Origin of the sequence: Klebsiella sp. 2680, from assembly GCF_900198535.1 — a bacterium.
Classification (GTDB): domain Bacteria; phylum Pseudomonadota; class Gammaproteobacteria; order Enterobacterales; family Enterobacteriaceae; genus Klebsiella; species Klebsiella indica.
Genome location: NZ_FZNJ01000009.1, coordinates 46814 through 62206 on the forward strand (window position 1 = coordinate 46814; position 15393 = coordinate 62206).

The 15393-nt window shown below is 54.9% G+C and carries 10 protein-coding genes, 2 rRNA genes and 1 pseudogene; 5 read left to right on the forward strand and 8 right to left on the reverse strand.

Going from position 1 to position 15393, the window contains the following annotated elements; translation table 11 throughout:
• Positions 1-171: 171 nt before the first annotated feature.
• Both FN037_RS23780 and FN037_RS23785 read left to right on the forward strand, forming a co-directional pair.
• A pseudogene (locus FN037_RS23780) lies at positions 172-435 on the forward strand (L-sorbose 1-phosphate reductase); the annotation flags it as partial.
• Positions 428-1237: a shikimate 5-dehydrogenase gene (locus tag FN037_RS23785; RefSeq protein ID WP_138360885.1), complete on the forward strand. Its 810-nt coding sequence runs from the start codon at positions 428-430 to the stop codon at positions 1235-1237. The pseudogene FN037_RS23780 and the gene FN037_RS23785, both read left to right, overlap by 8 nt.
• A 116-nt stretch (positions 1238-1353) precedes the next feature.
• On the opposite strand, the gene FN037_RS23790 is transcribed toward FN037_RS23785, so the two are convergent.
• Together FN037_RS23790 and metH are read right to left on the reverse strand one after the other, a co-directional pair.
• Entirely contained in the window at positions 1354-2985 is a 1632-nt protein-coding gene (locus tag FN037_RS23790) for a Na/Pi cotransporter family protein (protein WP_142503292.1), read from the reverse strand.
• A 223-nt stretch (positions 2986-3208) separates the two neighbouring features.
• Entirely contained in the window at positions 3209-6892 is a 3684-nt protein-coding gene (gene metH, locus FN037_RS23795) for a methionine synthase (RefSeq protein ID WP_142503293.1), read from the reverse strand.
• Positions 6893-7090: 198 nt separating this feature from the next.
• Between metH and iclR the strand changes: the two genes are divergently transcribed.
• Positions 7091-7918, forward strand: a complete 828-nt coding sequence (gene iclR, locus FN037_RS23800; protein ID WP_138360888.1) for a glyoxylate bypass operon transcriptional repressor IclR — start codon at positions 7091-7093, stop codon at positions 7916-7918.
• Positions 7919-7927: 9 nt separating this feature from the next.
• Positions 7928-8332, forward strand: coding sequence for an ASCH domain-containing protein (locus FN037_RS23805; RefSeq protein WP_142503298.1), 405 nt, complete (start codon positions 7928-7930; stop codon positions 8330-8332).
• A gap of 14 nt (positions 8333-8346) precedes the next feature.
• Here the strand turns inward: FN037_RS23805 and aceK are convergent, their stop codons facing one another.
• From aceK to metA, 4 genes are all read right to left on the reverse strand, one after another.
• Positions 8347-10089, reverse strand: a complete 1743-nt coding sequence (gene aceK, locus FN037_RS23810; RefSeq protein WP_142503294.1) for a bifunctional isocitrate dehydrogenase kinase/phosphatase — start codon at positions 10087-10089, stop codon at positions 8347-8349.
• 97 nt (positions 10090-10186) lie between these two features.
• Positions 10187-11491: an isocitrate lyase gene (gene aceA / locus FN037_RS23815; protein WP_142503295.1), complete on the reverse strand. Its 1305-nt coding sequence runs from the start codon at positions 11489-11491 to the stop codon at positions 10187-10189.
• Between the two features lie 31 nt (positions 11492-11522).
• On the reverse strand, positions 11523-13124 hold the full coding sequence (aceB, locus tag FN037_RS23820; RefSeq protein WP_142503299.1) for a malate synthase A: 1602 nt from the start codon (positions 13122-13124) through the stop codon (positions 11523-11525).
• A 269-nt stretch (positions 13125-13393) separates the two neighbouring features.
• Positions 13394-14323, reverse strand: a complete 930-nt coding sequence (gene metA / locus FN037_RS23825) for a homoserine O-succinyltransferase (protein ID WP_138360890.1) — start codon at positions 14321-14323, stop codon at positions 13394-13396.
• Positions 14324-14479: 156 nt separating this feature from the next.
• On the opposite strand from metA, the gene FN037_RS23830 reads away from it, so the two are divergent.
• On the forward strand, positions 14480-14926 hold the full coding sequence (locus FN037_RS23830; RefSeq protein ID WP_142503296.1) for an acetyltransferase: 447 nt from the start codon (positions 14480-14482) through the stop codon (positions 14924-14926).
• An 82-nt stretch (positions 14927-15008) separates the two neighbouring features.
• Here the strand turns inward: FN037_RS23830 and rrf are convergent.
• Together rrf and FN037_RS23840 are read right to left on the reverse strand one after the other, a co-directional pair.
• A 5S ribosomal RNA gene (rrf, locus tag FN037_RS23835) occupies positions 15009-15124 on the reverse strand.
• Positions 15125-15316: 192 nt separating this feature from the next.
• Positions 15317-15393: ribosomal RNA gene (locus tag FN037_RS23840) — 23S ribosomal RNA — on the reverse strand; the annotation flags it as partial.

Below are 15393 nucleotides of genomic sequence, written 5' to 3' on the forward strand. Positions count from 1 at the left end.
CATGCCGCCCTGATAAAACTTGAATGCGTTTATGTTTAAAACGCGAAATATATCCTACCTTGCGGACAATAAAAAATAATCGCGTTCTCGCCGCTTCACGCTAAATGTGATCTATCGCGCCTTTCAACACAAAAGTGAGCCATTAAACCGGAGGCAACTTTACCCAGTGAAATAATGCAGGCGAAAAAAGTTCAGACCGCGAAAGTGGTGACCCATATTTTGGGGCTGAACGCGGCGGGCGAGACGACGCTGGATTTACCGAAGGTTGGCGGCGGTAAAAAATTAGTGTATACCGGGAAAAACATACCGTTAACACCGCTGGGGGAAATTACCGACCCGGAACTGGCGGCGATAATGGAACGCCATCACGGTATCTGGTCAAAAGAGGCGGAAGAGTATCTTCTGGCCCATACAGAGGATATTACCCATGATTAATCGCGATACGCTACTGTGCATGTCCCTGGCCGGTCGTCCCGGCAACTTCGGCACCCGCTTTCATAACTATTTATATGAGAAGCTGGGACTGAACTACATCTATAAAGCGTTTACAACAAAGGATATTGAAGCGGCGGTAAAAGGCGTGCGCGCGTTAGGTATTCGCGGCTGCGCGGTATCAATGCCGTTTAAAGAGAGCTGCATGCCGTTTCTCGACGCTATCGATCCTTCGGCAAAAGTGATTGACTCGGTCAACACCATCGTTAATGACGACGGCAGGTTGACCGGGCTGAATACCGACTACATCGCAGTGAAAAGCCTGATTGACAGCAACCAGCTCGATTCCTCCGCGAAAGTGATGATCCAGGGCAGCGGCGGGATGGGCAAAGCGGTGATCGCCGCCTTTCGCGATGCCGGTTTCCGCGACGTCATTATCGCTGCCCGCAACCGCGATAATGGCCTGACGCTGGCGAACCAGTACGGCTTCCAGTGGCAGCCGCAGCCGGAAGGAAATGCGGTGGATATTCTGGTCAACGTCACCCCGCTCGGCATGGCGGGCAGTGCGGAAAGCGAAACGCTGGCTTTCAGCCAGACGATGGTGGAACAGGCCAGCGTGGTATTTGACGTGGTCGCTCTGCCGCCGGAAACGCCGCTGATCAAACTGGCGCAGCAGCTGGATAAGCAGGTTATCAGCGGCGCGGAAGTGATTGCCCTGCAGGCGGTGGAGCAGTTCGTACTCTACACCGGCGTGCGCCCGGATGATGCGCTGGTCGCTGAAGCGGCCGCATTTGCCAGAGCGTAAGCATAACCCCCGGGTAAGGCGCCAGCCATCGCCCGGGGATTTTTCCCGGCAGCGGCGCTTCCTCCCGGTTCAGGCTATCAACCCTGGCTGTGTCACGACCTGGTGCGGAGCACAGCCTAATACTCATCCCGCTCATCATCTTCATCCGGTTGTTCCATCACGCTATAGGCCACCGAACAGAACAGCGAATTCAGACGCTTCATATCTCCCAGCAACGCCAGATGCAGCGTGCTGGTTTCAATACTCTGCACGTTTTGCTGGTGCAGGCGGTCAACGTGGGCATGAGAGTAACGACGGTTCATAATGCGAAAACGGTGCTTGCTGCGGCGCAGACGGCGGGCGCTGGGCACATCGCCGGAGAAAAATACCGACATCGCCAGTTGCAGGTTGCTGAGCAGTTGGTCGTAGAGCGCATCCAGCTCTTTTAACCCCTCCATAGAGAACGCCCGACGCGCCGCCAGAGATTTGTCGGCGATTTCACTGGCCATTCTTTCAACGATATCCGACGCCTGCTCAAGATTAAGCGCCATTTCGATAATCTCCGCCCAACGACGGGATTCCTCATCCGCCAGTTCCTCTTTCGGCATCCTCGCCAGATAGAGCTTAATGGCGGTATACAGTACGTTGATATCGTCCGCCATTCGCCGCAGCGCCTTCTCCTCGCGCGGCTCACCGTGCATCACCTTGTGCAAACCGGCCAGCATCTGCTCCATGGCATCGCCAATACGCAGCGTTTCGCGGGCGGCATTAGCCAGCGCCAGCGCAGGGGTATCGAGTGCCGAGGTGTCAAGGTGCTTCGGCTTCAGACGAGCATCCAGCTCCGGCTCGTCGCGAATTAAACGCTTACAGAATCGCGCCATCGGCCCGACTAACGGCACCATGGCAAGACAACGAATCAGGTTGTAAAAAACATGGAAGTAGATGACCAGTTCAGATTCCGCCAGGGGCAGTTTCTGCATGACCGCCGCCAGCACATGGACAAATGGCAGAATAATCAGGCTACCCACCACCTTAAACAGCAGGCTACCCAGCGCGACGCGCCGCGCCGCAGCATTAGCGCCGCTATTGTTAAGCATCGCCAGCAGCCCGGAGCCGAGGTTCGCGCCAATCACCAGGCACAGCGCGACCGGAAATGAAATCACGCCGGTTGCGGTTAAGGTTGCGGTCAGCAACACCGCCGCCAGGCTTGAATAACTGATGATCGCAAACACCGCGCCGATCAGCGCATCCAATAAAATATCGCCGGTCAGTGAAGCGAAAATAACCTGTACGCCGCTGGCCTGAGTGATGGGATGCACCGCCTGGACGATCAGTTCCAGCGCCAGAAGTATCAGCCCAAGGCCAATCCCCACGCGTCCAAGCTGGCCCGCACGCGTCTGCTTACGCCCAAGAAAGAAAATCACGCCGATAAAAATCAGCAGCGGCGAAAGCCATGACAGGTCGAAAGTCAGCACCCTCGCCATCAGCGCGGTACCGACGTCGGCCCCCAGCACCATCACCAGCGCCGGGGCCAGCGCCACCAGATCCTGGGAGACAAAAGAAGTAACCAGCATGGTGGTGGCATTGCTGCTCTGGACCAGCGCGGTAACGCCAATCCCCGCGCAGAAGGCGAGCGGCTTTTTCTCCACGCTACTGCTCAGCACGCTTCGCAGACGAGCACCGTAAACACGCATCACGCCGGTACGCACAATGTGGGTACCCCATACCAGAAGAGCAACAGCAGACAGCAGGTGTAGCAGAGTTAGCACAGAATCAGGTACTCCTTATCATTATTATGATGTTCAGCCTTTTTTGCCGGATGGCGCTGCGCTTATCCGACCTACGGAGATATTTGTCGGCCGGATAAGGCGTTTACGTCACATCCGGCAAGCAGCCCCATGAACCTTCAGTATAAGGGTTCCGGCACAATAAAGAGACAGGGCGCCCGATGAGCGCCCTGTTTGTTGTAAGAAAAAATGACAGTTTTATGAATTAGTCAGCATCATAGCCCAGGTTGGCAGCCAACCAGCGTTCCACCTCCGCGACCGTCATCCCTTTACGCTGCGCATAATCCTCCACCTGATCGCGCTGAATTTGCGCTACCGCGAAATACTTGCTGTCCGGATGGCTGAAATACCAGCCGGAGACCGACGCGCCCGGCCACATGGCGTAGGATTCGGTCAGCGTCATGCCGGTGTGTTTTTCCACCTCCAACAGTTGCCAGATGGTGCCCTTCTCAGTGTGCTCCGGGCAGGCCGGATAGCCCGGTGCCGGACGAATCCCCTGATAGTTTTCGCGAATCAGCTCCTCGTTGCTGAGGTTCTCATTCGCTGCATAGCCCCAGTAGACTTTACGCACCCGCTCATGCAGGTATTCCGCAAAGGCTTCCGCCAGACGGTCAGCAATCGCTTTGACCATAATCTTGTTGTAATCATCATGCTGCGCCTCGAATGCCTCTGCCAGCGCATCCTCTTCCAGACCGCCCGTGACGGCGAAGGCGCCAATGTAATCCTCTTTGCCGCTCTGTTTCGGCGCAACAAAGTCAGACAGGCAATAGTTGGCGAACCCCACCTTCTCCGTTTGCTGACGCAGATGATGGCTGACCGCCAGCACATGGGTACGCGTCTCATCGCGATAAATTTCGATATCATCGCCAACGCGGTTTGCCGGGAACAGACCCACCACGCCGCGCGGGTTGAGCGTCTTCTCCGCGCTCAGCTTATCCAGCATGTCGTTGGCGTCTTTAAACAGGCGTTTCGCCTCTTCGCCCACCACTTCGTCTTCGAGAATGCGCGGATATTTGCCCGCCAGCGACCAGGTCATAAAGAATGGCGTCCAGTCGATGTAGTTGCGCAGCGTTTCGATACTGGCTTCAACCTCCTGCACGCCCAGACGATGAGCAACCGGCGGCGTGTAGCTTTGCCAGTCAAAAGCCAGATCGTTTTCGCGCGCGGCGGCCAGCGTCACCGGCGGCGTGCGTGGCTTTTTACGCCCATGCTGGATGCGCACCGTTTCGTACTCTTTACGGGTACGGGCGACAAACTCATCGCGCTGGGTATCGGAGAGCAGAGCCGCCACTACTCCAACGGTGCGCGAGGCGTTCTGGACATAGACCGTCGGGCCGCTGTAGTTCTGCTCGATCTTCACCGCCGTGTGCGCTTTCGAGGTGGTCGCGCCGCCGATCAGCAGCGGGATGGTGAAACCCTGCCGCTCCATCTCTTTCGCCACATTGACCATTTCATCCAGCGACGGAGTAATCAGGCCGGAAAGGCCTATCAAATCCGCATTCACTTCTTTCGCAGTTTTGAGGATTTTTTCTGCCGGCACCATCACGCCAAGATCGATGATTTCATAGTTGTTGCACTGTAAAACGACGCCAACAATGTTTTTGCCAATGTCATGCACGTCGCCCTTCACGGTGGCGATAACCATTTTACCGTTGCTGGAGCCCTGCTCTTTGCTGGCTTCAATAAACGGTTCCAGATACGCCACCGCCTGCTTCATGACGCGGGCCGATTTCACCACCTGCGGCAGGAACATTTTGCCTTCGCCGAACAGGTCGCCCACCACGTTCATACCGTCCATCAGCGGCCCCTCAATCACTTCAATTGGGCGCGTCGCCTGCTGACGGGCTTCTTCAGTATCCTGTTCGATAAACTCGGTAATGCCTTTGACCAGCGAATACTCGAGGCGTTTTTTCACTTCCCAGGTACGCCATTCCGCCTGTTGCGCATTGGCGGAATCATCAGCTTTGCTGCCACGGTATTTTTCCGCCAGATCCAGCAGACGCTCGGTGCTATCGTCGCGGCGGTTAAGGATCACATCTTCCACCGCGTCGCGCAGTTCGGCGGGCAGGTCGTCATAAATCGCCAGTTGCCCGGCGTTGACGATCCCCATGTCCATGCCGTTACGAATGGCATAGTAGAGGAACACCGCATGAATCGCTTCGCGCACCGGGTCGTTGCCGCGAAACGAGAAGGAGACGTTAGAGACGCCGCCGGAGATCAGCGCGTGCGGCAGTTCGCGTTTGATATCTTCACAGGCGCCGATAAAGTCCTGCGCGTAGTTGTTGTGCTCTTCAATCCCGGTCGCTACGGCAAAAATGTTCGGGTCAAAGATAATGTCTTCCGGCGGGAAACCCACCTCTTTGGTGAGAATGTTGTACGCCCGGCGGCAAATCTCGATCTTACGCGCGCGAGTATCGGCCTGCCCTTGTTCATCAAAGGCCATCACCACCACCGCCGCGCCATAGCGACGCAGCTGCTTCGCATGGTGGATAAAGGGCGCAACGCCCTCTTTCATCGAGATCGAGTTCACGATACCTTTGCCCTGGATACACTTCAGGCCCTTTTCGATAACCTCCCACTTCGAGGAGTCGATCATGATCGGTACGCGGGCGATATCCGGCTCACCGGCAATCAGGTTGAGGAAACGCACCATCGCCGCTTCGGCGTCGAGCATCCCCTCATCCATGTTGATATCGATAATCTGCGCGCCGTTCTCCACCTGCTGACGGGCGACATCCAGCGCTTCGTTATATTTTTCTTCTTTGATCAGCCGCTTAAATTTAGCGGAACCGGTGACGTTAGTACGCTCCCCCACGTTTACAAACAGGCTGTCATCGCCAATATTCAACGGCTCAAGGCCGGAAAGGCGGCAGGCTACCGGAATATCGGGCAGTTTACGCGGCGCTAAGCCATCAACCGCGCGGCTCATGGCGGCAATGTGTTCCGGCGTGGTGCCGCAGCAGCCGCCGACAATGTTAAGAAAGCCCGACTCCGCCCACTCGCGGATCTGCTTTGCCATCGTATCAGCATCAAGATCGTATTCGCCAAATGCGTTAGGCAGACCGGCGTTCGGGTGCGCGGTAACATAACATTCGGCAATACGCGACAGTTCCTGCACATACTGGCGCAGTTCATCCGGCCCCAGCGCGCAGTTAAGACCGAAGGTGAGCGCTTCGGCATGGCGCAGCGAGTTATAGAACGCTTCGGTGGTCTGGCCGGAGAGCGTGCGTCCGGAGGCGTCGGTAATCGTGCCGGAGATCATAATCGGCAGCTCGATGCCCAGCGCGTCAAATTCTTCTTTCACTGCAAAAACGGCGGCTTTCGCGTTCAGCGTATCAAACACGGTTTCAATCAGAATCAGGTCCGCCCCGCCTTCCACCAGCGCTTTGGTGGATTCGCGATAGGCCGCGACCAGCTGATCGAAGGAGATATTGCGAAACGCCGGGTCGTTCACGTCCGGCGAGATGGACGCGGTGCGGTTGGTGGGGCCAAGCACCCCCGCAACGTAGCGCGGTTTTTCCGGCGTGCGCACCGTCCATTCATCGGCGCAGGCGCGGGCCAGTTTTGCTGCGGCAAAGTTGATTTCCGCCGACAGGGATTCCATCTGGTAATCCGCCATCGCAATGATCGTCGAGTTAAAGGTGTTGGTTTCAATGATATCCGCCCCCGCCGCAAAGTAGGCGTCATGAATCGCGGTAATCACCTCCGGCTTGCTGAGTACCAGCAGGTCGTTATTGCCTTTCAAATCGCAGGGCCAGTCGGCAAAGCGCTCGCCGCGGAAATCCTCTTCACTCAGACGATAGCTCTGGATCATGGTACCCATGCCACCATCCAGAACCAGAATGCGTTCATTTAACTGCGCACGCAGTTGTTCAACTTTGCTACTCACGACTTGCTCCCGACAACACTCAACCTGGACCGTAAAAGGCCAACAAAGCATACTGGCATAAACATGGCAGGTGGAAAAGAGAACAGCGGATAAGATGAGACATGTTCAGCTTCACTCATCCGATCAGTCGGGTAGTGATTGCATTATCGCCAAATAAAACGAAAATCATTTCCACGATACAGAAAAAAGGAGACTGCGATGGCGACTCCCGCTCCCGCAAAACGCGGCAGAAAACCTGCCGCTCCCGCGGCCGCTCAGGCTGGCGGACAAGTTCAGTCCCTGACTCGCGGTCTGAAACTGCTTGAATGGATTGCTGAATCTCACGGCAGCGTCGCGCTGACCGAACTGGCGCAACAGGCCGGTTTGCCTAATTCGACAACTCACCGCCTGCTGACCACTATGCAGCAACTGGGGTTTGTTCGCCAGGTTGGCGATCTGGGGCACTGGTCGGTAGGCGCTCACGCTTTTGTCGTCGGCAGCAGTTTTTTGCAGAGCCGTAATCTGCTGGCGATTGTCCATCCTGTTCTGCGCAAACTGATGGAAGACTCCGGCGAGACGGTCAATCTGGCGGTGCTGGATCAAAGCGATCACCAGGCGATTATTATCGACCAGGTGCAGTGTACGCAGTTGATGCGTATGTCGGCGCCGATTGGCGGTAAGCTGCCCATGCACGCATCCGGGGCAGGAAAAGCCTTTCTGGCGCAATTGAGTGAAAATCAGCTTACCGACCTGCTGCACCGTAAAGGCCTGCACGCATACACTCATGCGACCCTGGTCTCACCGGTGCATCTGAAAGAGGATTTGGCCCAGACGCGCAAGCGCGGCTACTCCTTTGATGATGAAGAACACGCGCTTGGCCTGCGCTGCGTAGCGTCATGTATTTATGATGAACACCGCGAGCCGTTTGCCGCGATTTCTATCTCCGGGCCAATTTCCCGGATTACCGACGACCGCGTGACCGAATTTGGCGCGATGGTGATTAAGGCGGCAAAAGAGGTAACGCTGGCATATGGTGGAGTGCGATAAATGAGCGATCTGAAATCCTACTGGCAGGATAAATACCCTTCAGCTTTTTGCTGGTCTTTCGGCGATTCAGCTGAGCTTGCCGACGAGCTGGCGGCCCTGGTCGTCAAGGGAAAGAAGCGCGGTACCTGCGGCTCACTTGCCAGCTATCAGCAAGAGCAGCCTCCCGTAACGCCAGGGGCATATCACATAGTGCTGGATGGCAAAGGTAAAGCCGTATGCGTGATACGCACCCTCACGCTCAGGCTCATCCGTTTTAACGAAATGAGTCCTGAGCTCGCCGCGCTGGAAGGAGAAGGTGATTTGAGCCTCGCTTACTGGCAATCGGCGCATCAGGCGTTTTTTGAACGTGAAGGCACATGGGCGCCAGATATGGAGTTGGTGTACGAAGAATTTACGGTTATTGAGGTAGCCTGAGCCAGGCTGCCGGTTTACCCTGCCTGCTGAAGGTTGCCGTAGCGCACGCTAAAACGCTGGCGGCGACGATAAGCATACACATCTTCCACATGTCCCTCGCGGATACGCGTCTGTAACGCCCGCCAGTAGTCGGCACGAAACAGGTCGGCGTGCATCTCTTCGAACAGCGGCCCGATACGCGGGTCGGCGCACAGCCAGTGGCGAAACTCTTCCGGGAAAACATCGCCCGGCGACACGCTGTACCACGGCTCGCTCGCCAGCTCGTCTTCCGGGTAGCGCGCTGGCGGGATATCGCGGAAATTTACTTCTGTCATATAGCAAATTTCATCGTAATCGTAGAACACCACCCGACCGTGGCGGGTAACGCCAAAGTTTTTAAACAGCATGTCGCCGGGGAAGATATTGGCGGCGGCAAGCTGGCGAATCGCATTGCCGTACTCTTCAATCGCGTCACGCAGTTGCTGGCCCTCCACCTGCTCCAGCCAGATATTCAGCGGCACCATACGACGCTCAATGTAGAGATGGCGAATCACTATCTGATCGCCCAGGTCGATAATTTTCTCCGGCGCCTCCTGGCGCAACAGCGTCATCAGCGCTGGCGCGATTCGCCGCTTCTCCAGCACAAAGTTCTCAAACTCCTGGGTATCAGCCATTCTCCCCACGCGATCGTGTTCCTTGACCAGTTGATAGCAGGCGCGCACATGGGCGGCCGACATCTCTTTTTGTGGGGCAAACGTATCCTTGATGATCTTAAATACCCGGTCAAATCCCGGCAGAGTAAACACCAGCATCACCATGCCGCGGATCCCCGGCGCTTCAATAAATTGCTCATCGCTGCCGGAGATATAGTGCAGATATTCTCGATAACTCTCTGTTTTCGCATGCTTCTGGCAGCCAATCGCCATATACAATTCGGCGGTGGTTTTACCTGGCAGAATGTCGCGCAGCCACTCCACCAGCGCGCCGGGCAGCGGCGCATAAACCATAAAATAGGAGCGGGCGAAGCCAAAAATAATGCTCGCTTCAGCATGGGTGGTCAGACAGGCATCAATAAATAACTCACCTTCATCGCTACGATGGACTGGCAAAAGAAAAGGCAGCGTCGCCATTGGCATCACCAGTTTCCCCACCAGCCAGGCAGCCTTATTACGATAAAACAGTTCGTTCGCAACCTGTAAATGCGAGCGGGAAAGCAGATCGCTGCCGAGCGCCTCCTGTAAGCAGGCGGTGATATAGCCGATATCACGCGCTTTATCTTGCCACGGCAGGCGGAATGGCAAATCGGATAACACCTTGCGCAATAACGTCTCCCAACCGCGATCGGGGAAAAAGTCTTTCGCCAGCGGGCGCGGAATCGTGCGAAACCGGCGCTCAGGCTGGGAGCTAAAGATAAAAAGCCGCTCAGGAGTGAGCGATCGATGGTCAAATAACCGACAGTAAACGGAATTAAAAAAGCTCTCGGCAATTTCAAAGCGTGGGTAATCCGGCAGCAGCCGGGTATAGTGCGCTTTTACCCGCAGCAAAAAATCGCTATCGGTATTTTTGCCATCGGTAATGCAGCGTAGCTGCTCAACGACCAGGCCGACATGGTGATCGTAGAGGTGAATGCGCTGTTTCATCGCCTGCTGGACCGCATGCCAGTCAGCCTGCTCAAAGCGCTGCTGGGCGCCGGAAGTCACTTCAAGAAAACGGCCGTATTGGGCATCAAAGCCCTGCAAAATTGTTTGAGCAATCAGTAATTCCAGGCCACGCGACATGGTTTGCCCTCATCGGTTGCCGGATGGCGGCGCAGGCACCTTATCCGGCCTACGGTTCAGGGTAGGCCGGATAAGCGTCAGCGCCATCCGGCATGGTTCAGAACTGCGATTCTTCTGTGGAGCCGGTCAGTGCGGTCACGGATGATGCGCCGCCCTGGATGATGGTGGTGACTTTATCAAAGTAACCGGTGCCGACTTCCTGCTGATGAGAGACGAAGGTATAGCCATCTTTAGCCGCCGCAAACTCCGGCTGCTGAACCTTCTCAACGTAGTGCTTCATCCCCTCGCCCTGCGCGTAAGCGTGTGCCAGGTCGAACATGTTGAACCACATGCTGTGGATACCCGCCAGGGTGATGAACTGGTACTTGTAGCCCATATCCGACAGTTGCTGCTGGAAGCTGGCGATGGTTTTATCGTCCAGATTCTTCTGCCAGTTGAATGACGGCGAGCAGTTGTAGGCCAGCAGTTTACCCGGATATTTCGCATGGATAGCATCGGCAAAGCGCTGTGCCATTGCGAGATCCGGCGTGGAGGTCTCGCACCACACCAGGTCTGCGTAAGGCGCATACGCCAGCCCACGGCTGATCGCCTGCTCAATACCGGCACGGGTGCGGAAGAAGCCTTCGCTGGTGCGTTCGCCGGTAATAAATTCACTGTCGTACGCGTCGCAGTCCGAGGTTATCAGATCCGCCGCATCCGCATCGGTACGGGCAATCAGCAGCGTCGGTACACCCATCACGTCAGCCGACAGACGCGCCGACACCAGTTTCTGAATGGCCTCCTGCGTCGGCACCAGCACTTTGCCGCCCATATGGCCGCACTTCTTCACCGACGCCAGCTGATCTTCGAAGTGAACTGCCGCTGCACCGGCTTCAATCATCGATTTCATCAGTTCAAACGCGTTCAGTACGCCGCCAAAACCGGCTTCCGCATCGGCCACGATCGGCAGGAAATAATCGACAAAGCGCGGATCGCCAGGCTCAACGCCGGAGGCCCACTGGATCTGATCCGCACGACGGAAGGTGTTGTTGATCCGATCCACAACCGCCGGAACAGAGTTTGCCGGGTACAGCGATTGATCCGGGTACATGCTGGCGGCCAGGTTAGCGTCCGCCGCCACCTGCCAGCCGGACAGATAGACCGCCTCAATGCCCGCTTTCGCCTGTTGCAGCGCCTGACCACCGGTCAGTGCGCCGAGGCTGTTGATGTAGCCTTTTTTCGCGTCGCCATGCAGCAGACGCCACATTTTGGCCGCGCCAAGCTGCGCCAGCGTACATTCCGGGTTGACCGAGCCGCGTAATTTCACCACTTCCTCCGCGCTATACGGGCGGCGGATACCTTCCCAGCGCGGTTGCGTCCATTCTTTCTGTAACTCTTCGATTTGTTGGGTACGGGTTTTCATATGCAGATGCTCCATATTGTTATGTGGTGAATTACGCCAGGAAGCGGTAGCCCGGCAGGGTCAGGAAGTCAATTAACTCATCGGAAGTAGTGATCTGCTCCATCAGGCGCGCGGCTTCATCAAAGCGCCCGCTGCTGAAGCGGTGCTCTCCCAGCTCGTCCTGGATCACCAGCATCTCTTCGGCCAGCATCTGGCGGAATAGCGCTTTCGTGACGGGTTTGCCGTTGCTCAGGGTTTTCTGGTGATGAATCCACTGCCAGATAGAGGTTCGGGAGATTTCGGCCGTGGCCGCATCTTCCATCAGGCCATAAATCGGTACGCAGCCATTGCCGGAAATCCATGCTTCGATGTACTGCACCGCCACGCGAATATTGGCGCGCATTCCCTCTTCAGTACGATCGCCCTCACAGGGCGCCAGCAGCTGTTCGGCAGTAATGGGCGCATCTTCATCGCGGGTAACAAACAGCTGGTTCTGGTTTTCGCCCAGCGCCTCGTTAAAGACCGTCATCGCGGTGTCCGCCAGCCCTGGATGCGCGATCCAGGTCCCGTCATGACCGTTATTGGCTTCCAGCGCTTTGTCCGCTTTCACTTTGTTGAGCACTTGATTGTTGCGCTCGGCGTCTTTGCTCGGGATAAACGCCGCCATGCCGCCCATCGCAAATGCGCCGCGCTTGTGGCAGGTTTTGATCAACAGGCGTGAATAGGCGCTGAGGAACGGTTTATCCATCGTCACCACCTGACGGTCCGGCAGGACGCGATCCGGGTGATTTTTCAGGGTTTTGATATAGCTGAAAATGTAATCCCAGCGGCCACAGTTCAGACCGACGATATGATCGCGCAGCGCATGCAGAATTTCGTCCATCTGGAAGACGGCTGGCAGCGTTTCAATCAGCAGGGTGGCTTTGATGGTGCCGCGCGGCAGATTAAAGCGGTCTTCGGTATAGCTGAAGACTTCGCTCCACCATGCGGCTTCCTGCCAGGACTGAGTTTTCGGCAGGTAGAAGTAAGGGCCGCTACCTTTTGCCAGCAACGCTTTATAGTTGTGGAAAAAGTAGAGAGCGAAATCAAACAGGCTGCCAGGAATGGCTTCCCTGCGCCAGGTGACGTGTTTTTCCGGCAGATGCAGGCCGCGTACGCGACAAATCAGTAACGCCGGATCTGGCTTGAGTTGATAGATTTTCCCGGCTTCGTTGGTGTAGCTGATGGTGCCGTTCACCGCATCACGCAGGTTGATCTGACCATCAATGACTTTGCTCCATTCGGGAGCCAGCGAGTCTTCAAAGTCGGCCATAAATACTTTTACATTAGCATTCAGCGCGTTAATCACCATTTTACGCTCAACCGGGCCGGTAATTTCCACGCGACGATCCAGTAAGTCAGCGGGAATACCTCGGATTTTCCAGTCGCCATTACGAATGGAAGCGGTTTCCGAAATAAAATCAGGCAGCTTACCATCGTCAATGTCCTGCTGTTGCTGGATGCGAGCAGCGAGGAGTTTGTTACGTGCGGGTGTAAATCGCGTCACCAGTTCGGTCAAAAACGCCACCGCCTCTGCGGTCAGAATTTGCTTCTCTTGCTCTCCACAGGGCCTGATAAAGGCCAACTCATCGGCGATTGTTGCCTGTTTATTCATCATGAAGCTCCTCATCATCGATCCGAATACATCCCCCAATGCGAACGAAAGATCGTTGTACGCTTTTCGTTCAGCACATTTAAGATTACTCGCTTAAGAATTTAAATCAAAAATAATTTCCATTTTTAATTTAATTTAAATATAACCGATTGATAACATAAAGAATAAAGTTCAATTACAAGATGAGTGGCATTTCGGAAATAAAAAAAGCACCCGAAGGTGCCTGTTTCGACATGCTGAAACGCTTTAGGATCGTCAGCGCCAGAAGATTAATCCAGTGTTGGATTCATGTGACGAAGATCATATGGCGTGATCTGGTAAACGTAATAGTTGAGCCAGTTGATGAACAACAAATTACCGTGACTGCGCCAGGTCGCACGCGGTTTGTTCTGCGGATCGTTCTGAGGGAAATAGTTGTACGGCACATTCGGGCTTAAACCCGCTTCAACATCGCGGAAATATTCGCTGGCCAGCGTATGGGCATCGTATTCCGGATGACCGGTGACAAACGCGATGCGTTTATCTTTGCTGGCGAACAGGTAAGCATCTCCCTCTTCCGTTTCTGCCAGAATGTCTAAGTCGGTATAATCGCGAATTAATGCCGCAGGAAAGTCCGCATAGCGTGAGTGTGGAGCAAGGAACGCGTCATCAAAACCACGGGTCAGTAAAGCATGGGGATGAAGAATATGATGTTCGTAGACGCCGGAAAGCTTGTCAGCGCGGGTTTGCTTCGGAATGCCATAGAGAATATTAAGCGCGGCCTGTACCGCCCAACAGACAAACAGCGTTGAGGTGACGTGATCTTTCGCCCACTCCAGTACCTGCTTAATCTGCGGCCAGTATGCTACATCATTAAACTCCACCAGACCCAGCGGCGCACCGGTCACAATCAGTCCATCGAAGTTCTGATCGCAGATATCCTCGAAGTTACAATAGAAGTTGTTCAGATGCTCTGCCGGTGTATTACGCGATTCACGGGCATCAATCCGTAAAAGCTGAATATCAACCTGAAGCGGTGAGTTTGACAGCAGGCGCAGGAACTGGTTTTCCGTTTCGATCTTCTTTGGCATCAGGTTAAGAATAAGCACCTTCAGCGGGCGGATTTCCTGAGTCGTCGCACGAGTCGTCGTCATGACAAAGACGTTTTCATTACGCAAGAAATTGACGGCTGGTAGCTCGTCCTGCACCCGAATTGGCATAACTTTATTACCTCATAGCATACGTATAAACGTTTAGACATCCAGATAGCTGAAGATACCCAGGAATGAGGTAAATGTCGAGTCTGCATGTTGAAGGTGAGAAAGTTTCACGGCGGTGTTTACGATAGAATATAAGCACAAAGAAAAGGAGATAATATGGTTATTAGCATTCGCCGATCGCGGCAGGATGAAGGGGAAAAACTGATTGCTATCTGGTGTCGTTCTGTTGATGCTACGCACCATTTTCTGTCTGCATCCTATAGGAGCGAGCTGGAAGATCTGGTGCGTTCTTTTTTACCAGAAGCGCCGTTATGGGTGGCAGTGACAGAGCAGGATGAGCCCATCGCGTTTATGCTGCTGACCGGGCAGCACATGGATGCCCTGTTTGTCGATCCCGACGTTCGTGGCTGCGGCGTAGGGAAATTGCTGGTTGAGCATGCGTTTACGCTGGCTCCCGAGTTAACAACCAACGTTAACGAACAGAATGAACAAGCGGTTGGGTTCTACAAAAAGATGGGATTTAAAGTGACGGGACGTTCAGAGGTAGACGATCTTGGCAGACCGTATCCGTTATTGAATCTGGTTCATACGTTGGCCGGATAAGGCGCAGCCGACATCCGGCACACCCGGACACATGAACGCAAAAAGGCTCAGTCTTTCGACTGAGCCTTTTGCTTTATTTGATGCCTGGCAGTTCCCTACTCTCGCATGGGGAGACCCCACACTACCATCGGCGCTACGGCGTTTCACTTCTGAGTTCGGCATGGGGTCAGGTGGGACCACCGCGCTACGGCCGCCAGGCAAATTCTTTGTGCTCTGTCCTGTGTCTTTTGCACTGATACTGCGTTGGCTGCTCTGGCGAAAGTCAGTCACATACCTCAGTATGCTCCTTCCTTTCCTTCGTTTGCCGCCTTGTCTCAGCGCAAAATCCTTCGGACTCTGAATCTAAGCTGAATATTGTCTCTCAAATCGCCAAAACATCTTCGGCGTTGTAAGGTTAAGCCTCACGGTTCATTAGTACCGGTTAGCTCAACGCATCGCTGCGCTTACACACCCGGCCTATCAACGTC

Excerpts from the sequence above, each read along its gene's own strand:
- FN037_RS23785 (WP_138360885.1), top strand. The coding sequence starts at position 428 with ATGATTAATCGCGATACGCTACTGTGCATGTCCCTGGCCGGTCGTCCC.
- iclR (WP_138360888.1), top strand. The coding sequence starts at position 7,091 with ATGGCGACTCCCGCTCCCGCAAAACGCGGCAGAAAACCTGCCGCTCCC.
- aceK (WP_142503294.1), bottom strand. The coding sequence starts at position 10,089 with ATGTCGCGTGGCCTGGAATTACTGATTGCTCAAACAATTTTGCAGGGC.
- aceA (WP_142503295.1), bottom strand. The coding sequence starts at position 11,491 with ATGAAAACCCGTACCCAACAAATCGAAGAGTTACAGAAAGAATGGACG.
- aceB (WP_142503299.1), bottom strand. The coding sequence starts at position 13,124 with ATGAATAAACAGGCAACAATCGCCGATGAGTTGGCCTTTATCAGGCCC.
- metA (WP_138360890.1), bottom strand. The coding sequence starts at position 14,323 with ATGCCAATTCGGGTGCAGGACGAGCTACCAGCCGTCAATTTCTTGCGT.
- FN037_RS23830 (WP_142503296.1), top strand. The coding sequence starts at position 14,480 with ATGGTTATTAGCATTCGCCGATCGCGGCAGGATGAAGGGGAAAAACTG.